This is a genomic window from Amycolatopsis sp. NPDC028719 (assembly GCF_055565395.1).
Map to the genome: position 1 here is coordinate 608417 of NZ_JBVHUL010000005.1, position 26505 is coordinate 634921.

The window sequence follows — 26505 nt, forward strand, 5'->3', positions numbered from 1 at the left end:
GGGGGAGGAAGGGCATGGTCGCTGATCGTGGTCTAGAGAATGATCTTGGGGGTTTTTTGGTTTTTGCCCGTCTTGGGGGTGGGGGGTCCCCCCCCCCACAAGACACGGCGCAGAGAGGCCCGGCTCGCGCTTTCCGCGAGCGGGGCTCGCCCCGAACGAGCCCCGTCGGTTCCGCGCACCTACGATCAGTCCTCCTTGGCCGGGCGCGCCTCCGGAGGAAGGACACCCCAGTCGATGAGCTGCTCGGTGAGCTCGCCCGGGGTCATGTCGTAGATGATCGCGAGGGAGCGCAGGTCCTCGGTCCGGATCGAGAGCACCTTGCCGTTGTAGTCGCCGCGCTGGCTCTGGATCGTCGCCGCGTAGCGGGCCAGCGGGCCCACCTTTTCGGCCGGCAGCTGCTGCAGGCGCTCGAGGTTGATCACGATCTTGGTGGCGGGCTCCGCACCGGAGGGGACCCGGCCCTCGGGCAGCAGCTCGACCACCGGCACGCCGTAGAAGTCGGCCAGCTCGGCCAGCTTCTGCACGGTGACGGCACGGTCGCCACGCTCGTACGAGCCGACGACGACGGCCTTCCAGCGCCCACCGGACTTCTGCTCGACCCCGTGCAGGGACAGGCCCTGCTGCTGGCGGATCCCGCGGAGCTTGGCCCCGAGCGCCTTGGCGTAATCGCCCATCTGGTCGTTCTCCGTTCTCCACCCCCTTCCCGGTCGGGGTGACCGGTCCAGGGGACTCTTCGAGTCGAATACTCAGAGTAATGGTTACGCATTGTTGTCACCAGGTCAAGCGCGAGCTTGGCGCAAATCACGCCGCACCACCCGTAAGACTGAGCAAAGTGCCTGCTACTGTCGGTGCGAAAGCCCCGACCAGCAGGGGAACAGACGTCCTTTAAGGACCCGTCCGGTGAGGCGGGGAAGGAGTCCGAAGTGTCGTCACGTCCGCGTGGCGCGGCTGGTTCGGCCGGGGAGCGCGAGCTCCTCACGGCCGGCGATGTCGCGCGCACGATCGCCCGAATGGCCCATCAGGTCATCGAAAAGACCGCGAACGGTGCGGAGAGCACTACCCCGCCCGTGTTGCTCGGGATCCCCAGCCGCGGCACTCCGCTCGCGGCCCGCCTCGCCGGCAAGATCGGCGAGTTCTCCGGGGTCCGCCCGCCGACCGGCGCCCTCGACGTCACCCTCTACCGGGACGACCTCCGCCGCCGACCGCCGCGCGCGCTCGAACAGACGCAGCTGCCGCCCGGCGGCATCGACGACCGGGTGGTGATCCTGGTCGACGACGTCCTCTTCTCCGGCCGCACGATCCGGGCCGCGCTCGATGCCCTCCGTGATCACGGCCGCCCCCGCGCGGTGCAGCTCGCCGTCCTCGTCGACCGCGGTCACCGCGAGCTGCCGATCCGCGCCGACTACGTGGGCAAGAACGTGCCGACCGCCCGCACCGAGGGCGTGTCCGTCCTGCTGGCCGAGATCGACGGCCGCGACGCGGTGCTGCTGCGTCCATCGAAAAGCGGCCCTTCCGACGCACCGGGAGAAGAGTCTTGAAGCACCTGCTCGCCACCGACGGCCTGGACCCGGCGGTCGCCACCGCGGTGCTGGACACCGCCGACGAGCTGAAGCACACGCTGCTCGGCCGCGAGGTCAAGAAGCTGCCGACGCTGCGCGGCCGCACGGTGATCACCCTGTTCTACGAGAACTCGACGCGCACCCGGGTGTCGTTCGAGATCGCCGGGAAGTGGATGAGCGCCGACGTGATCAACGTCTCCGCGTCCAGCTCCTCGGTGAACAAGGGGGAGTCCCTGCGCGACACCGCGCTGACGCTGGCCGCCGCGGGCGCCGACTGCGTGATCGTCCGGCACCCCGCCAGCGGCGCCGCCCAGCGGCTCTCGGAGTGGCTGGCCGAGCCCGGGACGTCGGTGGTCAACGCCGGTGACGGCACCCACGAGCACCCGACGCAGGCCCTGCTCGACGCGGCGACGCTGCGGGAGCGCCTGGGGTCCTTGAAGGACCGTCGCATCGCGATCGTCGGCGACGTCCTGCACAGCCGCGTCGCCCGCTCGAACATCCACCTGCTCTCGGCCCTCGGCGCGGAGGTGGTGCTGGTCGCGCCGCCGACGCTGCTGCCCTACGGCGTCGAAAGCCTGCCGGTGACCGTTTCGCACGATCTGGACGCCGAGCTGCCCGCGGTCGACGCGGTGATGATGCTGCGGGTCCAGGCGGAACGCATGCACGGCGGCTTCTTCCCCAGTGCGCGCGAGTACTCGATCGCGTACGGCCTTTCGGAACGGCGGCAGAAGCTGCTGCCGGACCACGCGGTCGTCCTGCACCCCGGCCCGATGCTGCGCGGGATGGAGATCGCGAGCGCGGTCGCCGACTCGCCGGCCTCGGCCATCACCGAACAGGTCCGCAACGGCGTCCACGTCCGCATGGCGGTCCTTTACCACCTCTTGGCCAGTGAAGGAGCCGCTGCGTGAGCGAGCCTGCGAGCGAACCATTCGGCACAGCGCTTTGTGCTCAGCAGGCACCGAGCGTCAGCGAGGTGCGCGCATGAGCACCGTGATCCAGGGCGCCCGCCCCTACGGCGAAGGCGACCCGGTCGACGTCCTGATCGAGGACGGGGTGATCACCGAGATCGGCGCCGTCCGGGCCCCCGAAGACGCCGAAGTCATCGACGCGGCCGGGCAGGTGCTGCTTCCCGGCTTCGTCGACCTGCACACCCACCTGCGCGAACCCGGCCGCGAGGACACCGAGACGATCGACTCGGGCTCGGCCGCGGCGGCGCTCGGCGGGTACACCGCGGTGTTCGCCATGGCCAACACCGACCCGGTCGCCGACAACGCCGTGATCGTCGAGCACGTCTGGCGGCGCGGGCAGGAGGTCGGCCTGGTCGACGTCCACCCGGTCGGCGCGGTCACCGTCGGGCTCAAGGGCGAGAAGCTCGCCGAGCTGGGCACGATGGCGAACTCGCAGGCGCGGGTCAAGGTCTTCTCCGACGACGGCCTCTGCGTCGCCGACCCGCTGCTGATGCGCCGCGCGCTGGAGTACTCGACCGCGCTCGACGTCGTCATCGCGCAGCACGCCGAGGAGCCGCGGCTGACCGTCGGCGCCCAGGCGCACGAGGGCGAGCGCGCGGCCCGGCTCGGCTACACCGGCTGGCCGGCCGCCGCGGAAGAGTCCATCGTGGCCCGGGACTGCCTGCTCGCGCTGCACGCGAACGCGCGGCTGCACGTCTGCCACGTGTCCACTTCGGGCACCGCGGACGTCCTGCGCTGGGCGAAGGACCGCGGCACGAAGGTGTCGGCCGAGGTCACGCCGCACCACCTGCTGCTCACCGACGAGCGCCTGGGCACCTACGACCCGGTCAACAAGGTGAACCCGCCGCTGCGCACACAATCGGACACCGCGCGGCTGCGGGCCGCGCTGGCCGAGGGCGTCATCGACTGCGTCGCCACCGACCACGCGCCGCACGCGGTGCAGGACAAGGACACCGAGTGGGCCGCCGCGCGGCCGGGCATGCTCGGGCTGCAGACGGCACTGTCCATCGTGGCCGAGACCATGGTCCGCACCGGGTTGCTCGACTGGCGCGGCGTCGCCCGCGTGCTGAGCGAGCGGCCCGCCGAGATCGGCAACCTCGCCGACCAGGGCCGGCCGATCGCGGTCGGCGAGCCGGCGAACCTGACGCTCGTCGACCCGGACGCCGAGTGGACGGTCCGGGGCGCGGAGCTGGCCAGCATCGCCGCCAACACCCCGTACGAGGGAATGCGGCTCCCCGGTGTGGTGACCGCGACGCTGCTGCGCGGGCGGCTCACCGCGCGGGACGGGAAGGTCTGCTGATGGAACGCCTGTGGCTGGTGCTGGCGATCGTCGCCTTCTTCCTGCTCTGCCTCTGGGGCATGTACGTCGGCTGGCGCCGCAAGTCCCGCTCGCAGAGCGCCCAGGTGCCGCCGTTCCCCGCCATCCCCGAGGACGCGGGGGAGGCGCTGCTGGAGTCCACCGGCGTCTACGTCGCCACGACGATCGCGGGGGAGTGGCAGAACCGGATCGTCACCCGCGGCGCGGGACTGCGCACCGGCGCGGTTTGGCGGCTGCACGCCGGGGGTATCGCCGTCGAACGCGGCGGTGCGCCGGACTTCTGGATCCCGCGCGACGCGGTCACCGGTGTCCGGCGGGACACGAAGATCGCCGGGAAGGTGATGGGCACGGACGCGCTGCTGGTCGTCACCTGGCGGCTCGGCGGCACCGAGCTCGACACCGGCTTCCGCGGCGACGAACTCGACGACTATCCACAGTGGATCGAACAGCTCAAGATCAAGGGAGGTGCCCAGTGAACGCGCGCGCTCAGGCCGCACTGGTACTCGAAGACGGCCGGGTGTTCCGCGGCGCGGCCTACGGCGCGCGGGGACGAACCCTCGGCGAGGCGGTGTTCTGCACCGGCATGACCGGGTACCAGGAGACGCTGACCGACCCGTCCTACCACGGGCAGATCGTGGTGCAGACCGCGCCGCAGATCGGCAACACCGGCTGGAACGACGAGGACGACGAGTCGTCGAAGATCTGGGTCAACGGCTACGTGGTGCGCGACCCGGCGCGCACGCCGTCCAACTGGCGCTCTCGCCGGACGTTGGACGAGGAGCTGGTGAACCAGGGGATCGTCGGCATCGCCGAGGTGGACACCCGCTCGCTCACCCGGCACCTGCGCGAGCTCGGCGCGATGCGCGCCGGAGTGTTCTCCGGCGACGCGCTGGGCACCGTCGACGACATGGTCGCCGAGGTCCTCGCCAGTCCCAAGATGGAGGGTGCCGACCTGGCCGGCCAGGTCACCACGCCCAAGCCGTACGTGGTTTCGCCCGAGGGGGAGACGCGGTTCCGCGTGGTCGCGCTGGACCTGGGCATCAAGTCCAACACCCCGCGCCAGATGATCAAGCGCGGCATCGAGGTGCACGTGCTGCCCTCGTCCGCGTCGCTGGAGGAGGTGCTGGCGATCGAGCCGGACGGCGTGTTCCTGTCGAACGGCCCGGGCGACCCGGCCACGACGACGCACGCCACCGAGCTGACCAAGCAGGTGCTGGGCCGCGAGATCCCGCTGTTCGGCATCTGCTTCGGCAACCAGGTCCTCGGCCGCGCGCTCGGCCTGGGCACGTACAAGATGCGCTACGGCCACCGCGGCATCAACATCCCGGTGATCGACGTCGCCACGAAGTCCGTGGCGATCACCGCGCAGAACCACGGCTTCGCCCTCGAAGGCGAGCCGGGGCAGCGCTTCGAGTCACCTTTCGGCGCGGCCCAGGTCAGCCACTACTGCGCGAACGACGGCGCGGTCGAGGGCCTGCGGGCCTTCGACGTCCCGGCGTTCTCGGTCCAGTACCACCCCGAAGCCGCGGCCGGCCCGCACGACGCGGCCCCCCTGTTCGACGATTTCGTTTCGCTCATGGAGAAGAAGGCCTGATGCCGAAGAGGACGGACATCCAGCACGTGCTGGTGATCGGCTCCGGGCCGATCGTGATCGGGCAGGCCGCGGAGTTCGACTACTCCGGTACCCAGGCCTGCCGGGTGCTGCGCAGCGAAGGCCTGCGCGTGTCCCTGGTGAACTCGAACCCGGCCACCATCATGACCGACCCCGAGTTCGCCGACGCCACCTACATCGAGCCGGTGACGCCGGACTTCGTCGAGAAGGTCATCGCGGCGGAGCGGCCGGACGCGATCCTCGCCACCCTCGGCGGGCAGACCGCGCTCAACTGCGCGGTCGCCCTGCACGAGCGCGGCGTGCTCGACAAGTACGGCGTCGAGCTGATCGGCGCCGACATCGACGCCATCCAGCGCGGTGAGGACCGGCAGAAGTTCAAGGACATCGTGCGCACCATCGGCGCCGACGTGCCGCGCAGCCGTGTCTGCCACGACATGGCCGAGGTCCGCGAGACCGTCGAGGACCTGGGCCTGCCGGTCGTCATCCGGCCGTCCTTCACCATGGGCGGGCTCGGCTCCGGCATGGCGCACACGCCGGCGGACCTGGAGCGGCTCGCGTCCACCGGGCTCGCCGAATCTCCCGTCACCGAGGTGCTCATCGAGGAGAGCGTGCTCGGCTGGAAGGAGTACGAGCTCGAGCTGATGCGCGACAAGCACGACAACGTCGTGGTCGTCTGCTCGATCGAGAACGTCGACGCGATGGGCGTGCACACCGGCGACTCCGTCACCGTGGCGCCGACCATGACCCTCACCGACCGCGAGTACCAGGTGATGCGCGACGTCGGCATCGCCGTGCTGCGCGAGGTCGGCGTGGACACCGGCGGCTGCAACATCCAGTTCGCGATCAACCCGGCGGACGGCCGGATGGTCGTCATCGAGATGAACCCGCGGGTGTCGCGGTCGAGTGCGCTGGCGTCGAAGGCCACCGGCTTCCCGATCGCCAAGATCGCCGCGAAGCTCGCCATCGGCTACACCCTCGACGAGATCACCAACGACATCACCGGCGAGACCCCGGCGGCCTTCGAGCCCACTTTGGACTACGTCGTCGTGAAGATGCCGCGGTTCGCCTTCGAGAAGTTCCCGGGCGCCGACCCGACGCTGACCACGACGATGAAGAGCGTCGGCGAGGCGATGTCGTTCGGCCGCAGCTTCCCCGAGGCCCTCGGCAAGGTGATGCGCTCGATCGAGACCAAGGCGACCGGCTTCTGGACCCTGCCCGACCCCGAGGGCGTCACGCTGGAGTCCACTTTGGACTCGCTGCGCACGCCGCACGAGGGCCGGCTGTACGAAGTGGAACGCGCGCTGCGCCTCGGCGGCACTGTCGAGCAGGTGCACGAGGCCTCCGGCATCGACCCGTGGTTCATCGACCAGATCGCCTACATCGGTGAGGTCGGCGCCGAGGTCCGCGACGCCCCGGTGCTCGACGGCGACCTGCTGCGCCGCGCCAAGCGCACCGGCCTGTCGGACCGCCAGATCGCCGCGCTGCGGCCGGAACTGGCCGGCGAGGACGGTGTCCGCACGCTGCGCCACCGCCTCGGCGTGCGGCCGGTGTTCAAGACCGTGGACACCTGCGCGGCCGAGTTCGCCGCCCAGACGCCGTACCACTACTCGGCCTACGAGTCCGACCCCGAAGCGCAGTCCGAAGTGGCCGTGCAGAGCGAAAAGCCGAAGGTGCTCATCCTCGGCTCGGGCCCGAACCGGATCGGCCAGGGCATCGAGTTCGACTACTCCTGCGTGCACGCGGCGATCGCGTTGCGGGAGGCCGGGTTCGAGGCCGTCATGGTCAACTGCAACCCGGAAACCGTGTCCACCGACTACGACACGTCCGACCGGCTGTACTTCGAGCCGCTGTCCTTCGAGGACGTCCTTGAGGTCGTGCACGCCGAGCAGGCGTCCGGCACGGTCGCCGGCGTCATCGTCCAGCTCGGCGGCCAGACCCCGCTGGGCCTGGCCAAGCGGCTCGCCGACGCCGGTGTCCCGGTGGTCGGGACGCCGCCGGAGGCCATCCACCTGGCCGAGGACCGCGGCGCGTTCGGCGAGGTCCTCACCGACGCCGGGCTGCCCGCGCCGCGCTACGGCACGGCGACGTCGTTCGAAGGCGCCAAGCGGATCGCCGACGAGATCGGCTACCCGGTGCTCGTCCGGCCGTCCTACGTGCTCGGCGGGCGCGGCATGGAGATCGTCTACGACGAGGAGACCCTGGCCGGCTACATCAGCCGTGCCACCGAGATCACCCCCGAACACCCGGTACTGGTGGACCGCTTCCTCGACGACGCCATCGAAATCGACGTCGACGCGCTGTACGACGGCGAAGAGCTCTACCTCGGCGGGGTCATGGAGCACATCGAGGAAGCCGGGATCCACTCCGGCGACTCCTCGTGCGCGCTGCCGCCGATCACGCTGGGGCACACCGACCTGCAGGCCGTCCGCCGCTCCACCGAGGCCATCGCACGCGGCGTGGGCGTGCGCGGGCTCCTGAACGTCCAGTACGCGCTCAAGGACGACGTCCTGTACGTCCTGGAGGCCAACCCGCGCGCGTCGCGGACGGTGCCGTTCGTGTCCAAGGCGACCGCGGTGCCGCTGGCGAAGGCCGCCGCGCTGATCATGACCGGCTCGACGATCAAGGACCTGCGCGAGAGCGGCGTCCTGCCGGCCGACGGCGACGGCGGGCAGATGCCGGCCGACTCGCCGGTCGCGGTGAAGGAAGCGGTGCTGCCCTTCCACCGCTTCCGCACGCCCGAAGGCCACGGCGTCGATTCGCTGCTGGGCCCGGAAATGAAGTCCACCGGCGAGGTGATGGGCGTCGACGTCGACTTCGGCAAGGCGTTCGCCAAGTCGCAGAGCGCCGCCTACGGCTCGCTGCCGACGTCCGGGCGCGTGTTCGTCTCGGTGGCCAACCGCGACAAGCGTTCGCTGGTGTTCCCGGTGAAGCGGCTGGCGGACCTCGGGTTCGAGATCCTCGCCACGTCCGGCACCGCGGAAGTGCTGCGGCGCAACGGGGTCGCGTGCACCGTGGTGCGCAAGCACTACGAGGGGTCGACCGAAGCCGAGCCGAACATCGTGGACGTCATCCTCGACGGCGACGTCGACATGGTGATCAACACGCCGTACGGCAACAGCGGCCCGCGCGTCGACGGCTACGAAATCCGCACCGCCGCGGTGTCGCGCGACATCCCGTGCGTGACGACCGTGCAGGGCGCCGCGGCGGCCGTGCACGGCATCGAGGCGCTCATCCGGGGCGACATCGGGGTCAAATCCCTGCAGGAGCTGCAGGCGGCGCTGAAGGCGAAGTCGTGACGGCGCCTTCGCAGCGGTTCGGGGCGCGGCTGGCGAAGGCCGTCGCGGACCGGGGCCCGCTGTGCGCCGGGATCGACCCCCACCCGGGCCTGCTCGAGGCCTGGGGGCTCCCGGTGGATGCTTCGGGCCTGGAAAGGTTCGCGTTGTCCGCCACGGAGGTCCTGGCGGCGCGCACGGCGATCGTGAAGCCGCAGTCGGCGTTCTTCGAAAGTTTCGGCGCGGCGGGCATCCGGGTGCTGGAACGCGTCGTCGAAACCGCGCGCGAAGCCGGCGCGCTGGTGCTGCTGGACGTCAAGCGCGGCGACATCGGCTCCACGATGGCGGCCTACACCGCCGCGTACGTGGCCGACGGCGCGGCGATCGCGGCCGACGCGATCACCGTCTCGCCGTACCTCGGGTTCGGCTCTTTGGCCCAATGCGCCGAAACGGCGGTCGCCGCGGGGCGCGGCATCTTCGTGCTTGCGCGAACTTCCAACCCGGAAGCGGCCGCGGTGCAGAACGCGAAGCTGCCCGACGGGCGCACAGTGGCGCAGTCGATCGTCGATTCCGTGGCGGCACTCAACGCATCCGCGGAACCGCTCGGCGATGTGGGTGTCGTGGTCGGGGCCACCGTTTCGCCGGGGGAACTCGATCTCTCGCGGCTGAACGGACCGGTGCTGGCGCCCGGTTTCGGGGCCCAGGGAGCCACTGTGGCCGATCTGCGGGCTCTCTTTGGCACTGCTGTCGGTACAGGTCTGCCGGGTGTGCTGCCCGCGTCGTCCCGTGACCTGCTGCGGCACGGACCGGAGCAAGCGGCTTTGCGCCAAGCGGTCGAACGGGTCGCCGAAGTGCTGGCCGACCCGCAGGAAAACGACCAATAGCAGGGGCCGGAACGGGCCCCCACCAGGCACCCCCGCATTGTGGCCGGTGCTCACGGGTGGGTACCGTCGCGTCACCCACCCAGTTTTGAGAACTACCGGAGGAAAACGTGGCACTTCCCCAGCTGACAGAGGAACAGCGCGCTGCGGCGCTGGAGAAGGCCGCCGCCGCTCGCAAGATCCGTGCTGAGCTGAAGGAGCGGCTGAAGCGGGGCGGTACCACTCTGGTCGACGTGCTGAAGCAGGCCGAGGAGAACGAAGTCCTCGGCAAGATGAAGGTTTCGGCTCTGCTCGAGGCCCTCCCGGGCGTCGGCAAGGTCCGCGCGCAGCAGACCATGGAACGACTGGAGATCGCCCCCAGCCGTCGCCTTCGCGGCCTCGGCGACCGGCAGCGCAAGGCGCTGCTGGCCGAGTTCAGCGGCGAGTGAACGGCGCCGGTCGTGACTACCCGGTGAACCGGGGCGCCGACCGCGGCAGTGAGCCGGTGACGGGGGACATCCCCCGGCACCGGCTCACCGTCGTATCGGGGCCTTCGGGGGTCGGGAAGTCGAGCGTGGTGGGCGAGCTGCGGAAGCTGGAGCCCGACATCTACTTCAGCGTCTCGGTGACCACGCGCAAGCCCCGCCCCGGCGAAGTCGAGGGCGCGCACTACCACTTCGTCGACCGCGCCGAGTTCGACGCGATGATCGCCGACGGCCGGCTCCTGGAGTGGGCCGAGTTCACCGGAAACCGCTACGGCACCCCGCGCGAACCGGTCGAGAAGGCCCTCGCCGAGGGGCGCCCGGCGATCCTGGAGATCGAGCTGCAGGGTGCCCGGCAGGTCCGCGCGGCCATGCCGGAGGCCCGGCTGGTGATGCTGATGCCGCCGTCCTGGGAGGAACTCGTCGGCCGGCTCACCGGGCGCGGCACCGAGAACGAGGCCGCCGTGCAGGCCCGGCTGGCGGAAGCGGAGCGTGAGCTGGCCGCCGCCGGCGAGTTCGACCACCGCGTCGTCAACGCCGACGTGCGAGAGGCCGCTGAGCACTTGCTAAACTTGGTCACCGGCGAGCAGCTTGCCGCCGGTAGCCCAACCGATTCGGAGCACCACGAGTGACCACCCAGGTAACCCTGACCGAAGAGCTTGAGGGCATCACCAACCCGCCGATCGACGACCTGCTCGAGAAGGTCAGCTCGAAGTACGCGCTGGTGATCTACTCGGCCAAGCGTGCCCGCCAGATCAACGACTACTACGCCCAGCTGGGCGAGGGCCTGCTCGAGTACGTCGGCCCGCTCGTCGAGCCGGGCCCGCGCGAGAAGCCGCTCTCGATCGCGCTGCGCGAGATCCACGGTGGCCTGCTCGAGCACACCGAGGGTGAGTAAGCCCAAGGTCGTCCTGGGCGTGGGCGGCGGCATCGCCGCCTACAAGGCCTGTGAGGTGCTGCGGGGGCTGACCGAATCCGGTCACGACGTCCGCGTGGTCCCCACCGAAGCCGCGCTGAACTTCGTCGGCGCGGCCACCTTCGAAGCCCTCTCCGGGCACCCGGTGCACACCGGCGTGTTCACCGAGGTGCCCGAGGTCCAGCACGTCCGCGTCGGCAAGGAAGCCGACCTCGTCCTGGTCGTCCCCGCCACGGCGAACCTCCTCGCCAAGGCCGCGCACGGCCTGGCCGACGACCTGCTGACGAACACCCTGCTCACCGCCCGGTGCCCGGTCGCCTTCTTCCCGGCGATGCACACGGAGATGTGGGAGCACCCCGCGACCCGCGACAACGTGGCCCTGCTGCGTTCACGCGGCGCGATCGTCACCGAGCCCGACTCCGGCCGGTTGACCGGCGTCGACACCGGCAAGGGCCGCCTCGCGAACCCGGCCGAGATCGTCGACCTCGCCCGGCTGCTGCTGGCCCGGCCGGACGCCCTCCCGCGTGACCTCGAAGGGGTCCGCGTCGTCGTGTCGGCGGGCGGCACCCGCGAGCCGCTCGACCCCGTCCGCTACCTGGGCAACCGCTCGTCCGGCAAGCAGGGCTACGCGCTGGCCCGCGTCGCCGCCCAGCGCGGCGCCGAGGTCACCCTGATCACCGCCCACACGGTCGCGCTGCCGGACCCGGCGGGCGCGACGGTCGAGCACGTGTCGACGGCCGAGGAACTGCGGCAGGCCGTGCACGCCGCGGCCGAGACCGCGGACGTCGTCGTGATGGCCGCCGCCGTCGCCGACTTCCGGCCGGCGAACCGGGCCGAGCACAAGATCAAGAAGTCCGACGACCAGCCGGACCCCGTCATCACCCTCGACCGCAACGCCGACATCCTCGCCGAGCTGGTCCGCGCCCGGCGGCCGGGCCAGGTCGTCGTGGGGTTCGCCGCGGAAACCGGCGACGAGCACGGCGACGTCCTCGACCACGCCCGCGTGAAGCTCAAGCGCAAGGGCGCCGACCTGCTGGTCGTCAACGCGGTGGGCGACGGCAAGGCGTTCGGCACGGAGGACAATTCGGGCTGGCTGCTCGGTTCCGACGGCACGGAAATCCCCATACCTCTCGGCGCGAAGGCCGAACTGGCGTCCACCCTGTGGGACGCTGTTGTGAGCTTCGTGAAGCGTTGACGGTCCCCCGAGCGATAGTCAGTACGCTTGCACAGGTAAGGGGTGCCTAAGTTTCGGGGCATCCGACGACAAGGTGAGGAAGTGACGGCCACGGTGACCGCGTCTAGCAGCAGATTGTTCACCTCGGAGTCGGTGACCGAAGGGCACCCCGACAAGATTTGCGACGCCATCAGCGACTCGATCCTCGACGGTCTGCTGTCGAAGGACCCGCGCAGCCGCGTCGCGGTCGAGACCCTGATCACCACCGGCCAGGTGCACGTCGCCGGCGAGGTGACCACGGAGGCGTACGCCGACATCCCCACGATCGTCCGCGACGTCATCCTCAAGATCGGGTACGACTCCTCCGCCAAGGGCTTCGACGGCAACTCCTGCGGCGTCAACGTCGCGATCGGCTCGCAGTCGCCCGACATCGCCCAGGGCGTCGACACCGCGTACGAGTCGCGCGTCGAATCGGACGAGGACGAGATCAACCGCCAGGGCGCCGGCGACCAGGGCCTGATGTTCGGCTACGCCTGCTCGGACACCCCCGAGCTGATGCCGCTGCCGATCGCGCTGGCGCACCGGCTGTCGAAGCGGCTGACCGCGGTCCGCAAGGACGGCGTGCTGCCGTACCTGCGCCCGGACGGCAAGACCCAGGTGACCATCGAGTACGCCGGCGACCAGCCGGTCCGGCTCGACACGGTGGTCGTGTCCTCGCAGCACGCCGACGGCATCGACCTCGAGCGGATGCTCAGTGTCGACGTCAAGGAGCACGTCGTCGGCCCCGAGCTCGAAGGCCTGGGCATCGACACCTCCGGCGCGCGGCTGCTGGTCAACCCCACCGGCCGCTTCGTCATCGGCGGCCCGATGGGCGACGCCGGCCTGACCGGGCGCAAGATCATCGTCGACACGTACGGCGGCATGGCCCGCCACGGCGGCGGCGCGTTCTCCGGCAAGGACCCGTCCAAGGTCGACCGGTCCGCCGCGTACGCGATGCGCTGGGTGGCCAAGAACGTCGTCGCCGCGGGCCTGGCCTCCCGCACCGAGGTGCAGGTCGCGTACGCGATCGGCAAGGCGGCCCCGGTCGGCCTGTTCGTCGAGACGTTCGGGACCGAGACGGTCGATCCGTCGAAGATCCAGCAGGCCATCACCGAGGTCTTCGACCTCCGGCCCGCCGCGATCATCCGCGACCTCGACCTGCTGCGCCCGATCTACGCGCCGACGGCGGCGTACGGCCACTTCGGCCGGCCCGAGCTGGACCTCCCCTGGGAGAGCACGGCCCGCGCCGAGGCGCTGAAGTCGGCCGCCGGCGCCTGATCCGCTTGGCCGTGAATGTCGCATTGAGGGACTTCAAGTCCCTCAATGCGACATTCACGGCTTCTGGCGTCGGGGCTGTCGGAGGGGTCTGGTAGAGATCACGGCGTGAGTAGTTCCGAGCCCGCCGCCCTCTGGGAGCTCCCGGAGCAGCCGCCTTCGCCGAAGGCGGCGCCGTCGCGCGCCCGGAAGCCGAAGCCGGGTCAGAAGGCGAAGGGCGCCCAGTCGCCCGCGCCCGAGCGGCCGGTCGCGCGGATCGTCGTCGACATCCCGCTGGCGCACCTGGACCGCACCTTCGACTACCTCGTACCGGAGAAGCTGCACGAGACGGCCGTGCCGGGGTGCCGCGTCCGCGTCCGGTTCGCCGGGCAGCTCGTCGACGGCTACCTGATCGAGCGCGGCGAAACCAGTGACTACGGCAGCAAGCTGGCGTTCCTCGACCGTGTGACGTCGCCCGAGCCGGTGCTGCCGCCGTCGTTGCACACGCTGTGCCGGGCGGTCGCCGACCGCTACGGCGGCACCCTGTCCGACGTGCTGCGCCTGGCGATCCCGCCGCGGCACGCGAAGGCCGAGGGCGAGCCACCCGTTCCGCCCGCGGCCGTCCCTGCCGCCCCGGACACCACGGCGTGGGCGCGCTACCAGCGTGGCCCGGCGTTCCTGGAGGCCCTCGCGGAGGGCAAGCCCGCGAACGCCGTCTGGCAGGCCCTTCCCGGCGAGGACTGGCCACGCCGGCTCGCCGAGGCCGCCGGGTCCGTGGCGGCTGCCGGCCGCGGCGCGGTGCTGGTGGTGCCGGACCACCGCGACCTGACCCGGGTGTACGACGCGTGTGCCGAGCTGGTGGGCGAGGACGCCGTGGTGGCGCTGATCGCCGGCCTCGGGCCCGCCGAGCGGTACCGGCGCTGGCTCGCGGTGCGGCGCGGCGCGGTGCGGGTGGTGGTCGGCACGCGCGCGGCGATGTTCGCGCCGGTCCACGACCCCGGGCTGTTCGCCGTCTGGGACGACGGCGACGACCTGCACCTCGACCAGCACGCGCCGTACCCGCACGTCCGGGACGTGCTGATGGACCGCGCGCACGCGGCGAAGGCGTCCTTGCTGGTGGGAGGCTTCGCGCGCACGGCGGAGGCGCAGCTGCTCGTCGAGTCCGGCTGGGCGGCGCCGGTCCTGGCCGAGCGCACGGTGCTGCGGTCTTCGGCTCCGCGCGTCACCCCGGTCGGCGAGGACTTCGACGTCGCCCGCGACGAGGCCGCCCGCGTCGCCCGGCTGCCGGCGGTGGCGTTCGAAGCCGCGCGGCAGGCGTTCGCGGCGGGGCACCCCACGCTGGTGCAGGTGCCGCGGCGCGGGTACGTGCCGGGCCTGGCGTGCGGAAACTGCCGCACCCCGGCGCATTGCCGCCGTTGTGCGGGACCGCTGGCCTTGCCGGGCGGTTCGGTCGACGGGCAGCCGAAGCCCCCGGCGTGCCGCTGGTGCGGCGTCCCGGAGACGGCGTTCCGCTGCACGGCGTGCGGCTCGGTCCGCCTGCGCGCGGTGATCGTCGGCGCGAAGCGGACGGCGGAGGAGCTGGGCCGCGCGTTCCCGGGCATCCCGGTCCGCACGTCAGGGGCGGCGGAGGTGCTGTCGACGGTCCCGGGCAAGCCGGCGCTGGTGGTGTGCACCCCGGGAGCGGAACCGGTGGCCGAGGGCGGTTACGGCGCGGCCCTGTTGTTGGACGGCTGGGCGTTGCTGGGCCGCCAGGACCTGCGCGCGGGGGAGGAGACGTTGCGCCGCTGGATGGCGGCGGCGGCGTTGGTGCGTCCTTCGTCGTCCGGCGGGCGGGTCATCGTGGGGGCCGAGGCGGGGATGGCGGTGGTTCAGGCCCTGGTCCGCTGGGACCCGGCGTGGCACGCGAGCCAGGAGCTGGCGGAGCGCCGCGAACTGGGCTTCCCGCCGGCGATGCGGATGGCGAGTGTGGAGGGAAGTCCCGACGCGGTGGCCGGGTTTCTCTCGGACCTGCCGTTGCCGCCGTCCGGTGAGGTGCTGGGCCCGGTTCCGCTGGGTGAGATCGACGAAGAGGGCAACGCCGAGCGTGAACGGGCTTTGGTCCGCGTCTCGCGCGCCGAGGGCAAGGCGTTGTCGTCGGCCATCCACGCGGCCGCGGCCCGGCGGGACGCCAAGAAGGCGACGGAACCGATCCGCGTCCAGCTGGACCCCCTGGACCTCATCTAGCAAGCCCGTGTCGACCCCACAATCACGCGTGATGCCCCTCCAATCACGAGTGATGCCCGCCCGATCACGCGAGATTCCCCTTGCGGCACAGTCGTTCCGCGTGTGTGGCACCGCACTCGCGTGCTCGAGCCCGGAACTCGCGACCGCAGCCCCGGTCGTCCGCGGCGACCAACTACCGGGTCACGAGTCGTCGCCGACGACGAACAACGGGGACCGCGCCGTTCCTAGCATCGTCCCGCATGGGCAACCTCGACGACGTACACGCGTGGCTTGACGAGCGGCTTCCGGCGCTCCTGCAGAAATACGACGTCCCGGGTGCGGCGTGGGCCGTGCTGAAGGACGGGGAGACGGTCGACGGCGCCGCCGGCCTGCTCAGCAAGACGACCGGGGTCGAGGCGACCGCGGACTCCGTCTTCCAGATCGGGTCGGTCACCAAGCTCTGGACCAGTACGCTGGTCCTGCAGCTGGCCGACGAAGGAAAGCTCGACCTCGAGCAGCCGGTCCGCAGCTACCTGCCGGAGTTCCGCATCGGCGACGAAGCGGCGGCGGCGCGAACGACCGTCCGGCAGCTGCTCGACCACACCGCCGGGTTCGAAGGGGACATCTTCACCGACACCGGCGTGGGTGACGACTGCCTCGAGAAGTACGTCGCGACCCTGCACGACGTGCCGCAGCTGTTCCCGCCCGGCGAGCAGTTCTCCTACAACAACGCCGGCTACTGCGTGCTCGGCCGGCTCGTCGAGGTGCTGCGGGGGAAGCCCTACGACGCTTGCCTGCGCGAGCACCTCATCGCTCCGCTGGGACTCACCCACACCGCGACCGGGCCGTACGAGGCGATCCTGTTCCGCGCCGCGGTGGGCCACGTCGAGCCGGAGCCGGGCGCCGGGTACGTCCCGGCGCCGGTGTGGGCGATGGCGCGGTCGAACGCGCCGGCCGGGTCGATGCTCTCGATGCGGCCGCGCGACCTGCTGGCGTTCGCCCGGATGCACCTCGAGGACGGCCGCGCGGCCGACGGCACGCGGATCCTCGCTCCCGGAACCGCCGCGCGGATGCACGACCGGCAGGTGGACCTGCCCGAGCTGGGCCTGATGGGCTCGTCGTGGGGGCTGGGCTTCGAACGGTTCGACACCCCGGCGGGCACGATCATCGGCCACGACGGCAACACCATCGGGCAAGCCGCCTTCCTGCGGATGGTCCCCGAAGCCGGAGTCGCCGTGGCGCTGCTGACCAACGGCGGCGACGTCTTCCCGCTCTACCGCGACGTCGTGGGCCACGTCCTGGGCGAGCTCACCGGAGCCGGGCTGTCGGCCCTGCCCGCGCCGCCCGCGAAGCCGCGGCAGATCGACGCGCAGCGGTACGTCGGCACCTACTCGGCGCAGGTCTTCGACCTCACCGTCAGCCAGGACGACGACCGGCGGATCTGGATCGAGCAGGTCCCCAAGGGGGCCTTGATCGAGATGGGCGGGAAAGCCGAGCGGACCGAGCTCGTGCACTACCGCGACGACATGCTGATCCCGGTCGAAGCCGACCGCGGGATGCACATGCCCCACGCGTTCCTCGGCGACGACGGCACCGGGCACGCGCTGTACCTGCACCTCGGCCGCGCCGTCCGCCGCGCCGGCGCCTGACCTCCCCTCTGCACCCCGGAAAGTACGGAACGGAACCGCCATGAAGCTGACCACTGCGGGAACTTACGGCCTGTGCCTCGGCCTGGCCGCGGCCGTGCTCACCGGGTGCGGGAGCGCCTCGGACACCAGCGGGAAGGCCGCGGTCGTCGACGGGGGCACCTTCACCCTCGGGCTGACGTCGGACCCGGGCAGCCTCGACCCGCAGATGAGCGCGGGCAGTGCGCTGTACGCGCTCACCCAGTTCGCCTACGACCCGCTGGTCAGCGTCGACGGCAAGACCGGGGAGATCCAGTCCGAACTGGCCAAGACCTGGCAGGTGCAGGGCACCACGGTCACCTTGACCCTGGCCGAGGGCATCACCTGTTCCGACGGTGCCGCGCTCACCGCCGAGGACGTCGCCGGCAACCTGAACTTCGTCGCCGACCCGAAGAACAAGAGCCCGTTCCTCGGCACCTTCCTCCCGGGCGGCACCACGGCGAAGGGCGACAACGCGACCCGCGTGGTCACCCTCACCCTGACCCAGCCGGCGCCCTTCGTCCTCAATGGACTGTCCGGGCTCCCGATCGTCTGCCCGGGCGGCGCGGCGAACCGTGACGCGCTGAAGAAGTCCACCGCCGGTTCGGGGCCCTACAAGCTCGTCGAGGCGGCGCCGGGCGACCACTACACGTACGCGATCCGCGAGGGCTACACGTGGGGGCCGAACGGCGCCACCACCGCGACCAAGGGCCTGCCGAAGACGGTCGTCTTCAAGGTGGTCCCGAACGAGACGACCGCGGCGAACCTGCTGCTCTCCGGCGGCCTGAGCGCCGCGCAGATCGCCGGTCCGGACGCGGACCGGCTCGAGAAGGCGGGCCTGTTCACGGCCAAGACCCCGGCGCTCGTGGGGGAGCAGTGGTACAACCAGGCCGCCGGCCGGGCCACGGCCGACCCGAAGGTCCGGATGGCGCTGACGCAGGCCCTCGACCTCGGCCGGCTGCAGAAGGTGCTCACCTCGAACCAGGGCGGCCCGGCGACCACGCTGGCCGCGAACGAACCCGTCGCCTGCCCCGGCGACTCCGTCTCCCGTGCCCTGCCGGCCGGCAACCCCCAGGCGGCGGCCGCGTTGCTCGACCAGGCCGGCTGGACGGCCGGACCGGACGGCAAGCGCGCCAAGGCCGGCCGGCCGCTGGCCCTGACTTTCCTCTACCAGAACAACAACGGCAGTGGCGGTGACGCCGCCGCCGAGCTCGCGGTGCAGCAGTGGAAGGCGATCGGCGTCGAGGCCACCGCGCACAGCCAGGACGAGACGACGCTGACCGGCACCATCTTCGGGTCCGGAAACTGGGACGTCGTCTGGGTTTCGCTCAACGTCAGCTCCCCGGACCAGCTGGTGCCGTTCCTTTCCGGACCGGCGTCGCCGCAGGGCAACAACTTCTCCGCGATCGCCGACCCGGCCTACGACCAGGCCGTGAAGGCGGCCACGGCGATCCCCGGCGTGGCCGGGTGCCGTGACTGGCTCGCCGCGGAGTCCGGGCTGATCGCCCGGGCCGCCGTGGTGCCGTTCGCCGGGAAGGTCGTGCGCACGTTCGGCAAGGCCGCGGAGTTCCAGACTCCCGGACAGCTGATCCCGACGAGCATCCGCATGCTGGCGAAGTAGCGGAGGGCGGCCGACATGTCCTTGACCCTGATCGCTCCCGAACCGCCGGCGGATCCCGCGCGGGCGCGGCCGTGGGCCCACCCGTGGGTGCGGTTCGGCGCCCGGCGCCTCGGGCGGCTGCTGGTCTCCCTCTGGGTGCTGGTGACCGCGTCCTTCGCCATGATCCACCTCATTCCGGGGGACCCGGTCCGCGCGGCGCTCGGCCCGACCGCCCCGGCGAACCTGGTCGCGGCGCGAAGGCACTCCCTGGGGCTGGACGACCCGTTCTTCGTGCAGTACCTGCACTACCTGAAGGGGTTGTTCACCGGCGACCTCGGCACGTCGCTGGCTTCGCAGCTCCCGGTGTCCGATGTCGTCGCGCAGCGCCTTCCCGCCACGCTTTCCCTGGCCGTGCTGGCCTTCCTGGCGGCCGTGGTGGTGGCGGTCCCGCTCGGGGTGGCGACGGGGGTGCTGACCCGACGCGGGCACGGCCGCCGCACCGAGCTGGTCTTCACGACGTCGAGCATCGTCCTGTCGACGGTGCCGGACTTCCTGATCGGGGTCGCGCTCGTCTACGTCTTCGCGATCCGGCTCGGGTGGTTCCCGGTCGCCGGCGACGACTCCGCGGCGTCCTACGTGCTGCCGGTGGTCTCCCTGGCGATCGGCCCGGCGGCGATCCTCGCGCGCATCGTCCGGGTGGAGATGGTGGACGTGCTCGAAGCGGACTTCGTGCGCACGGCCCGGGCCAAGCGGCTGCCCGCCCGGACGATCTACCTGGGGCACGCGTTGCCGAACGCCGTCACGGCCGCCCTGACGCTGGGCGGGCTCCTGCTGAGCGCCATGGTCGCCGGCACCGTGCTGGTCGAGAACGTCTTCGCCTGGCCGGGCCTCGGCAGCACGATCGTGCAGTCCATCCTCGTCAAGGACTACCCGGTGGTGCAGGCGATCGTCCTCCTCTACGGCCTCGGCGTGCTCCTCACCAACCTCGTGGTCGACGTGGCCCTGGCCCTGCTCGATCCGCGTTCGACGATCCGGGAGGACTGAGCGATGCACGGACGCTGGGCGCGGGTCGTCCGCACCCCGCTGGGGCTCACGGCGACGGCGCTCGTGGTCGCCGTACTCGCCTTGGCCTGCTTCGGGCCCCTGCTGTGGGGAGACGGTGCCGACGCCGTCGACACCGACGGCCTCCTGGCGCAGCCGTCGGCGGACCACTGGGCGGGGACGGACAACCTCGGCCGGGACATCCTGCTGCGGGTGCTCGTCGCGTCGCGGCTGTCGATCGCGCTGGCGCTGCTGGCGATCGTCATCTCCGTGGTCGCCGGCCTGGTGCTCGGCTCCGCGCCGTTCGTCCTCGGCCGGCGGTCCGGACGGCTCGTCTCGGCCGCGGTCAACATCGCGGTCGCCTTCCCGGGGCTGCTGCTGGCGCTGTTCTTCGCGGTCGTGTTCGGGGCCGGCGCGACCGGGGCGGTGCTGGCCATCGGGCTGGCGGGCGCTCCCGCGTTCGCCCGGCTGACGCAGACCCTGGTGGCGGGGGTGGCGGCGCGGGACTACGTCGCGGCCGCCCGCACGCTGGGGATCGGCCGGTTCCGCGTGCTGCTCCGCCACGTCCTGCCGAACGTCGCCGAGCCGCTGGTCGTCAACGCCACCATCGGAGCCGGCAGCGCGCTCCTGGCGTTCGCCGGGCTGTCGTTCATCGGGCTCGGGGTCCAGGCGCCCGCCTACGACTGGGGCCGCCTGCTCAACGACGGCACCGGTGCCCTCTACGTGAACGCGGCCGCGGCGCTCGTGCCCGGAGCCGCGGTGCTGCTGGCCGGCCTGGCGTTCAACCTCTTCGGCGAATCGGTCGCCAAGGGGCTGGGTGTCTCCGTGGGGGCCGGCGTGCGGGCGCTGCCCCGGCTGCGCGCCGGCGTACCGCGCGAGACCGGGCCGGCCGGCGGGGAACCGCGGATGAACTCCTACCAGGCGGTGCTCGAAGTCCGCGATCTCGAGGTCGCCTTCCCCGGGCCGGCCGGCCCGGTGCGGCCGGTCCGCGGGGTCTCCTTCCAGGTGGGCCGCGGCGAAGCGGTGGGGATCGTGGGGGAGTCGGGGTCCGGCAAGTCCCTGACCGCGCTCGCGATCACGCGGCTGCTCGGCGACCACGCCCGGGTCGCCGCGTCCCGGTTGGAACTGCTGGGGGACGACCTGCTGGCCCCCGACACGGCGGTCCGGCGCCGGATGCTGGGCACGTCGCTGGCGATGGTCTTCCAGGACCCGATGACCGCGTTCAACCCGACCCGGCGGATCGGCGGGCAGCTGGCCGAGGTGGCCACCCACCACCAGGGCCTGAACCGCCGGGCGGCGATCGCCCGCGCGGTGGACCGGCTGACCGCGGTGCGCATCCCCGACGCGGACAGCCGCGTCCGGCAGTACCCGCACGAGTTCTCCGGCGGCATGCGGCAGCGGGCGATGATCGGCATGGGGCTGATGGGGACGCCGGCGCTGATCGTCGCCGACGAACCGACCACCGCGCTCGACGTCACGGTGCAGCAGCAGGTGCTCGACCTGCTCGCCGCGATCCGCGCGGCGGACGACGTGGCCCTGATCCTGATCAGCCACGACGTCACCGTGGTCGGCGAGGTCTGCGACCGGGTGCTGGTGATGTACGCCGGGCGGATCGTCGAAGACCTGCCGGCCGCCGAGCTGGCCACCGCCGCCCGCCACCCGTACACCCGGGCCCTGGTCGCGGCCGTACCGGACATGACCACCGATCCGGCCGTGCCGCTCGCGACGATCCCGGGCCGCCCGGTGGCCCCGGCCGACGTGCCGGCCGGCTGCGCCTACGCCGACCGGTGCCCGCTCGCCGACGCCCGGTGCCGGGCCGAGGACCCGCCGCTGACCGGCGACGCGGCGACCCCGGGCCACCACCGGGTGGCGTGCTGGCACGCGGGGGAACCGCTGCCCGCCGACCACCGTCCCGACGAGCTGGTGGAGTCCCCGTGAGCGAGCTGAGCTTCGAAGACGTCACGATCCGCTACGGCCGCACGACAGCCGTGGACCGGGTCAGCCTGACCGTGCCGGCCGGCACGGTCGTCGGCCTCGTCGGCGAGTCCGGATCGGGCAAGTCCACGCTCGCCCGGGCCGCCGTCGGCCTCGCCCCGCTGACGGGGGGCCGGATCACGCTCGCCGGCGCACCGGTCCCCACCCGGGGCCGGCCGCGTCCGCTGCAGATGGTCTTCCAGGATCCCTACTCCTCGCTCGACCCGCGGATGACGGTGGGCGAGAGCGTCGCCGAGGCCATGCCCCCGGGGAGCTCGCGCGCCGGCCGGCGCGCCGAGGTCGGGCGCCTCCTCGAACTCGTGCACCTCGATCCCGTCTGCGCCGGCGCCGTCCCCTCGCGGCTTTCCGGCGGCCAGCGGCAGCGGGTCGCGCTGGCCCGCGCCCTGGCCGCGCGCCCGCGCGTGATCATCGCCGACGAGATCACCTCCGCCCTCGACGTCTCCGTGCAGGGCACCGTGCTCAACCTCGTCCGCGAACTGCAACGCGAGCTCGGCCTGTCCATGTTGTTCATCTCGCACAACCTCGCGGTGGTCCGCTACGTCGCCTCGCACGTCGCCGTGATGCGCGGCGGCCGCATCGTCGAGCAAGGCCCCACCGGGCGCGTGCTCACCGAACCCGGTCACGACTACACGCGCGAACTGCTCGCCGCCGTACCAGGCAGCCGCCGGCGTCCGGCGAACCAGGGCGGAGGTACGGCGTGACCGGCACCAGAGCGACCGCGGACCCGGTGGCCGACGGCGCGGGCCGGGCCGCGGCGGACGCGGCGCGGGTCTCCGGTGTCGTGGTGCGCGAACTCACCGAAATCCGGGAGCTGACCGAGGTGGCCGGCCTGCTCGCCGCCATCTGGGGGCGTCCGGCGAACCCTCCGATGACCATCGAGCTGTTGCGCGCGTTCACCAAGGCCGGCAACTACGTCGCCGGGGCCTTCGACGCCGATCGGCTGGTCGGAGCCTGCGTGGGGTTCTTCCACGACCCCGCGGACGGTGCGCTGCACAGTCACATCGCCGGTGTCTCGGCGGAGGCGGCCGGGCGGCGGATCGGGTTCGCGCTCAAGCTGCACCAGCGGGCGTGGACGCTGCGGCGGGGCGTCTCCGAGATCGCCTGGACCTTCGATCCGCTGGTCGCCCGCAACGCCTACTTCAACCTGACCAAGCTCGCCGGGCGAGCGGTGGACTACCTGCCGGACTTCTACGGGCCGATGGCCGACGCCATCAACGGCGCCGAGGAGTCCGACCGGCTCCTGGTGCGCTGGCGGCTGCGCGACCGCGGCGTGGTCCTCGCGAGCACCGGTCACCGCGCCGGTGTCGTCGTGGCGGACGAGCTCGCCGCCGGCGCCGTCGTGGCCCTCGGCATCGCCGGCGACGGCCGTCCGCGGGCCGGTGGGCTCGACGGCACGACTTCACTCGTCGCCGTGCCTCCCGACGTCGGAAAGCTCCGGGTGAGCGATCCGGGACTGGCTCGGCACTGGCGGGCCGCAGTCCGCGAGGCACTCACCGGCCTCGCCGCCCGCGGCGGCCGGATCGACGGCTTCGACCGGGCCGGCTGGTACCTCGTCCGGCGGTGACGCCCAACGGGAGCACGCCCGGCGCGTGGCGTGCTCCCGCTCGGGATCAGCCGGTCGCCAGCACCTTCAACCGCGAGATGTCCGCGCTGAACTGGTCCTGGTCGATGGGCGAAGAGCTGTACTGCCAGAACGTGTAGAAGCCCCAGTTGTACGGCAGCGTCCCCGCCGACGACGCGTACCGCGCCACCCACAACGGGTTCGTCGAGCTGAAGTCGCCCGTGTTGCCGGTGCACTGGCTCCACCAGCTCGTCGCCGTGTAGATCACCGGCCAGCGGGTCGTCTTCGCGTGGTACTCGTCGCTGAACGCCTTGATCCACGCCACCATCTGGGCCGGCGTCTTGCCGTAGCACGCGTTGTTCGGCCCCCACTCGATGTCGAGCGTGCCCGGGAGCGTCTTGCCGTCCTTCGACCAGCCGCCGCCGTGGGCGACGAAGTAGTCGGCCTGGGCCGCGCCGCCCGAGGTGTCCGGGCGGCCGTAGTGGTACGCGCCGCGGATCATGCCGACGTTGTACGAGCCCGTGTACTGCTGGCTGAAGTAGGCGTTCTGGTAGCCGGTGCCCTCGGTCGCCTTGACGTAGGCGAACTTCTTGCCCGCGCTCCAGTACGACGCCCAGTTGACGTTGCCCTGGTAGGAGCTGACGTCGATGCCGGGGACGCTCGCGTCCACCGACGCCGGCACCAGCCCGGCCGGGGCAACGCCGTCGTGGGCGCGGATCGCCGCGCCCATTTCGTGGTTGTCCGACGCGTCCTGGTCCGGCAGGCCCGGCGCCGCCGAAGCGCCGGGGGCGGTCACGACCAGCAGGGAGGCCGAGACCGCGACAGCGGCGCCGAGCAGGCGGCGCCATCTCCGTGATGCAGTCATCTTCGGTTGTTCCTTTCGTTGCCCTCGCGGATGCGCGGTGTGCAGGCCGCGCCGCATGATTCTGTTACAGCGAGTACCACAACGTCACTGCTCCATGTGAAGCAATTTCGAAGTCTGGGGAAACTCGTAAAACTTTGACAAACCGGGTGAATCGGCCCGATCCGCGCCCTTTGGCGTCTTGAAGGCGCCTGGTCGGAGGGGCAGACTCGCCCGCATGCCGTCGCACAGATGCCGCCGAGCCCTCGTCATCGCGGCCACCGCCGCGCTCGCCACCACCGTCGCGGCCGGGCCCGCCGTCGCCGCCACCCCCACGCCGAAGTCCCCGGTCGCCGTCGGCTTCGGGGGCGCCGTGGCCAGCATCGACGCCGACGCCACCGCGATCGGCACCCAAGTCCTGCGCGACGGCGGCAACGCCGTCGACGCGGCCGTCGCGGTCGCCGCCGCGCTCGGCGTCACCGACCCGTTCTCCGCCGGCGTCGGCGGGGGCGGCTTCTTCGTCTACTACGACGCGAAGACGCACCGCGTCCACACGCTGGACGGCCGGGAGACCGCGCCGAAGACCGCCGATGCCAACCTGTTCGTCGAAAACGGCCAGCCGCTGCCGTTCAACGACGCTGTCACGAGCGGGCTGAGCGTCGGCGTCCCCGGCACGCCCGCGACGTGGTCCGAGGCCCTGCGCAAGTGGGGCACGCGCTCGCTGGCGAAGTCGCTGAAGCCCGCGGAAGACCTGGCGCGCAAGGGGTTCGTCGTCGACTCCACGTTCCAGACGCAGATCGCGAACAACGCCGCGCGGTTCTCCGCGTTCCCGTCGACGCGGTCGCTGTACCTGCCCGGCGGCGCCCCGCCGGCCCCCGGGACGGTCTTCCGGAACCCCGACCTCGCCGCGACGTACGCGCAGCTCGAGCGCCACGGCGTCGACGCGCTGTACCGGGGCCCGATCGGCGCGGACATCGCCAAGACCGTGCAGCAGCCGCCGAAGGACCCGGCCTCGACGCTGAACGTGCGCCCCGGCCGGCTGACCGCCGCGGACCTCGCCGCCTACCGCGCCATCGAACGCACCCCGACCCACGCGACCTACGAAGGCCTCGACGTCTACGGCATGCCGGCGCCGTCTTCGGGCGGGCTCACGGTCGGCGAGGCGCTGAACATCCTCGAGAACTTCGATCTGAAGCACGCGAGCAAGGCCGACTACCTGCAGTACTTCCTGGAGTCGACGCGGTTCGCCTTCGCCGACCGCAACCGCTGGATCGGCGACCCGGCGTTCGTCGACGTCCCGGCCAAGCAGTTGCTGAGCCAGCGCTTCGCCGACTCGCGGGCGTGCCTGATCTCGAAGGACAAGGCCGCGACCAGCCCGGTCGCCCCGGCCGACCCGAAGCACTCCACGCCGTGCGCGGCGGGCACGACGGCCGCGCCGACGCCGTACGAGGGCGAGAACACGACCCACCTGACGGTCGCCGACAAGTGGGGCAACGTCGTCGCCTACACGCTGACGATCGAGCAGGAGGGCGGCAGCGGGATCGTCGTGCCGGGCCGCGGGTTCCTGCTCAACAACGAGCTGACCGACTTCTCGTTCACGCCGGTGACGCCGGGCGTGCCCGACCCGAACCTGCCCGGCCCGGGCAAGCGGCCGCGCTCGTCCATGGCGCCGACGATCGTGCTCGACCACGGCCGCCCGTTCTTCGCGACGGGCTCCCCGGGCGGCGCGTCGATCATCACCACGGTCCTGCAGGTGATCCTCGGCCGCCTCGACCGCGGGCTGTCGCTGGAGGACGCCATCGCGGCGCCGCGGGCGTCCCAGCGGAACTCGGCGGCCGCCCAGGTCGAGCAGGCGTTCCTGGACCAGCCCGAGACGGCTGACCTGAAGGCCCGTGGCCAGGGCTTCTCGACGGCGCCGGCGGAGATCGGCGCGGCGACCGGCGTGGAGCGCCTGCGTGACGGCCGCTGGCTGGCGGCGGCGGAACCGGTCCGGCGCGGTCAGGGCGCGGCCCAGGTGGTGTGGCCCACCCGCTGGTAGCCCTCGGCCCCAGCGCCCCAATGTGGCGGGGGGGGGGGGGGGGGGGGAAAAAAAAAAAAAGGGGGGGGGGGGGGGAAAAAAAAAAACACCGGGGGGGGCGGGGTTAGGG

The 26505-nt window shown here is 72.0% G+C and carries 21 protein-coding genes and 1 pseudogene; 20 read left to right on the forward strand and 2 right to left on the reverse strand.

Features of this window, described 5'->3' with window-relative positions; translation table 11 throughout:
- Nucleotides 1-185 precede the first annotated feature (185 nt).
- On the reverse strand, nt 186-674 hold the full coding sequence (bldD, locus tag ACZ4TR_RS26155; RefSeq protein ID WP_020422358.1) for a transcriptional regulator BldD: 489 nt from the start codon (nt 672-674) through the stop codon (nt 186-188).
- 249 nt (nt 675-923) lie between these two features.
- On the opposite strand from bldD, the gene pyrR reads away from it, so the two are divergent.
- The 19 genes and pseudogenes from pyrR to ACZ4TR_RS26250 all read left to right on the forward strand — a co-directional run bounded on the left by pyrR (nt 924) and on the right by ACZ4TR_RS26250 (nt 23520).
- Nucleotides 924-1538 (forward strand): bifunctional pyr operon transcriptional regulator/uracil phosphoribosyltransferase PyrR, encoded by a 615-nt coding sequence (gene pyrR, locus ACZ4TR_RS26160; protein ID WP_465289421.1) that lies wholly within the window; start codon nt 924-926, stop codon nt 1536-1538.
- Nucleotides 1535-2467: an aspartate carbamoyltransferase catalytic subunit gene (locus ACZ4TR_RS26165; RefSeq protein ID WP_072480298.1), complete on the forward strand. Its 933-nt coding sequence runs from the start codon at nt 1535-1537 to the stop codon at nt 2465-2467. Before pyrR ends, ACZ4TR_RS26165 begins: the two co-directional genes overlap by 4 nt.
- A gap of 73 nt (nt 2468-2540) precedes the next feature.
- On the forward strand, nt 2541-3827 hold the full coding sequence (locus ACZ4TR_RS26170) for a dihydroorotase (RefSeq protein ID WP_465289422.1): 1287 nt from the start codon (nt 2541-2543) through the stop codon (nt 3825-3827).
- Entirely contained in the window at nt 3827-4321 is a 495-nt protein-coding gene (locus ACZ4TR_RS26175) for a PH-like domain-containing protein (RefSeq protein ID WP_465289423.1), read from the forward strand. Before ACZ4TR_RS26170 ends, ACZ4TR_RS26175 begins: the two co-directional genes overlap by 1 nt.
- Nucleotides 4318-5439: a glutamine-hydrolyzing carbamoyl-phosphate synthase small subunit gene (gene carA, locus ACZ4TR_RS26180; protein WP_465289424.1), complete on the forward strand. Its 1122-nt coding sequence runs from the start codon at nt 4318-4320 to the stop codon at nt 5437-5439. The genes ACZ4TR_RS26175 and carA overlap by 4 nt, the downstream gene beginning before the upstream one ends.
- Nucleotides 5439-8753 (forward strand): carbamoyl-phosphate synthase large subunit, encoded by a 3315-nt coding sequence (gene carB, locus ACZ4TR_RS26185; RefSeq protein ID WP_465289425.1) that lies wholly within the window; start codon nt 5439-5441, stop codon nt 8751-8753. Before carA ends, carB begins: the two co-directional genes overlap by 1 nt.
- On the forward strand, nt 8750-9613 hold the full coding sequence (gene pyrF, locus ACZ4TR_RS26190) for an orotidine-5'-phosphate decarboxylase (protein ID WP_465289426.1): 864 nt from the start codon (nt 8750-8752) through the stop codon (nt 9611-9613). Before carB ends, pyrF begins: the two co-directional genes overlap by 4 nt.
- Before the next feature lie 107 nt (nt 9614-9720).
- Nucleotides 9721-10038, forward strand: a complete 318-nt coding sequence (gene mihF, locus ACZ4TR_RS26195) for an integration host factor, actinobacterial type (RefSeq protein WP_013224622.1) — start codon at nt 9721-9723, stop codon at nt 10036-10038.
- On the forward strand, nt 10035-10703 hold the full coding sequence (gene gmk / locus ACZ4TR_RS26200) for a guanylate kinase (RefSeq protein WP_364525186.1): 669 nt from the start codon (nt 10035-10037) through the stop codon (nt 10701-10703). The genes mihF and gmk overlap by 4 nt, the downstream gene beginning before the upstream one ends.
- The gene (gene rpoZ / locus ACZ4TR_RS26205) at nt 10700-10969 is read left to right on the forward strand and encodes a DNA-directed RNA polymerase subunit omega (RefSeq protein ID WP_308671079.1); all 270 of its coding nucleotides are present in this window, start codon (nt 10700-10702) and stop codon (nt 10967-10969) included. Before gmk ends, rpoZ begins: the two co-directional genes overlap by 4 nt.
- Nucleotides 10962-12182, forward strand: a complete 1221-nt coding sequence (gene coaBC / locus ACZ4TR_RS26210; protein ID WP_364525189.1) for a bifunctional phosphopantothenoylcysteine decarboxylase/phosphopantothenate--cysteine ligase CoaBC — start codon at nt 10962-10964, stop codon at nt 12180-12182. The genes rpoZ and coaBC overlap by 8 nt, the downstream gene beginning before the upstream one ends.
- 93 nt (nt 12183-12275) lie before the next feature.
- Entirely contained in the window at nt 12276-13478 is a 1203-nt protein-coding gene (gene metK, locus ACZ4TR_RS26215) for a methionine adenosyltransferase (protein ID WP_465289775.1), read from the forward strand.
- Between the two features lie 105 nt (nt 13479-13583).
- Nucleotides 13584-15677: a primosomal protein N' gene (locus ACZ4TR_RS26220; protein WP_465289427.1), complete on the forward strand. Its 2094-nt coding sequence runs from the start codon at nt 13584-13586 to the stop codon at nt 15675-15677.
- Between the two features lie 239 nt (nt 15678-15916).
- Nucleotides 15917-17305, forward strand: coding sequence for a serine hydrolase domain-containing protein (locus ACZ4TR_RS26225; protein WP_465289428.1), 1389 nt, complete (start codon nt 15917-15919; stop codon nt 17303-17305).
- Nucleotides 17306-17345: 40 nt separating this feature from the next.
- Complete coding sequence (locus ACZ4TR_RS26230) at nt 17346-18941, forward strand: ABC transporter substrate-binding protein (protein ID WP_465289429.1); 1596 nt, start codon at nt 17346-17348, stop codon at nt 18939-18941.
- 15 nt (nt 18942-18956) lie between these two features.
- Nucleotides 18957-19964: an ABC transporter permease gene (locus ACZ4TR_RS26235; RefSeq protein WP_465289430.1), complete on the forward strand. Its 1008-nt coding sequence runs from the start codon at nt 18957-18959 to the stop codon at nt 19962-19964.
- 3 nt (nt 19965-19967) lie between these two features.
- Nucleotides 19968-21899: a dipeptide/oligopeptide/nickel ABC transporter permease/ATP-binding protein gene (locus tag ACZ4TR_RS26240; protein WP_465289431.1), complete on the forward strand. Its 1932-nt coding sequence runs from the start codon at nt 19968-19970 to the stop codon at nt 21897-21899.
- Nucleotides 21896-22654 (forward strand): annotated as a pseudogene (locus tag ACZ4TR_RS26245) (ABC transporter ATP-binding protein); the annotation flags it as partial. The gene ACZ4TR_RS26240 and the pseudogene ACZ4TR_RS26245, both read left to right, overlap by 4 nt.
- Entirely contained in the window at nt 22654-23520 is an 867-nt protein-coding gene (locus tag ACZ4TR_RS26250) for a GNAT family N-acetyltransferase (protein WP_465289432.1), read from the forward strand. The pseudogene ACZ4TR_RS26245 and the gene ACZ4TR_RS26250, both read left to right, overlap by 1 nt.
- A 46-nt stretch (nt 23521-23566) precedes the next feature.
- Here ACZ4TR_RS26250 and ACZ4TR_RS26255 read toward each other — a convergent pair whose 3' ends face one another.
- A complete protein-coding gene (locus tag ACZ4TR_RS26255) occupies nt 23567-24382 on the reverse strand; it encodes a lysozyme (protein WP_465289433.1) in 816 nt (271 codons plus the stop codon).
- 214 nt (nt 24383-24596) lie between these two features.
- On the opposite strand from ACZ4TR_RS26255, the gene ggt reads away from it, so the two are divergent.
- Nucleotides 24597-26396, forward strand: a complete 1800-nt coding sequence (gene ggt, locus ACZ4TR_RS26260; RefSeq protein ID WP_465289434.1) for a gamma-glutamyltransferase — start codon at nt 24597-24599, stop codon at nt 26394-26396.
- Nucleotides 26397-26505 lie beyond the last annotated feature (109 nt).

Coding starts and splice junctions, on each gene's coding strand:
- ACZ4TR_RS26170 (WP_465289422.1), top strand. CDS start 2,541: ATGAGCACCGTGATCCAGGGCGCCCGCCCCTACGGCGAAGGCGACCCG.
- ACZ4TR_RS26240 (WP_465289431.1), top strand. CDS start 19,968: ATGCACGGACGCTGGGCGCGGGTCGTCCGCACCCCGCTGGGGCTCACG.
- ggt (WP_465289434.1), top strand. CDS start 24,597: ATGCCGTCGCACAGATGCCGCCGAGCCCTCGTCATCGCGGCCACCGCC.
- ACZ4TR_RS26225 (WP_465289428.1), top strand. CDS start 15,917: ATGGGCAACCTCGACGACGTACACGCGTGGCTTGACGAGCGGCTTCCG.
- ACZ4TR_RS26175 (WP_465289423.1), top strand. CDS start 3,827: ATGGAACGCCTGTGGCTGGTGCTGGCGATCGTCGCCTTCTTCCTGCTC.
- bldD (WP_020422358.1), bottom strand. CDS start 674: ATGGGCGATTACGCCAAGGCGCTCGGGGCCAAGCTCCGCGGGATCCGC.
- ACZ4TR_RS26235 (WP_465289430.1), top strand. CDS start 18,957: ATGTCCTTGACCCTGATCGCTCCCGAACCGCCGGCGGATCCCGCGCGG.
- ACZ4TR_RS26230 (WP_465289429.1), top strand. CDS start 17,346: ATGAAGCTGACCACTGCGGGAACTTACGGCCTGTGCCTCGGCCTGGCC.
- carB (WP_465289425.1), top strand. CDS start 5,439: ATGCCGAAGAGGACGGACATCCAGCACGTGCTGGTGATCGGCTCCGGG.
- ACZ4TR_RS26255 (WP_465289433.1), bottom strand. CDS start 24,382: ATGACTGCATCACGGAGATGGCGCCGCCTGCTCGGCGCCGCTGTCGCG.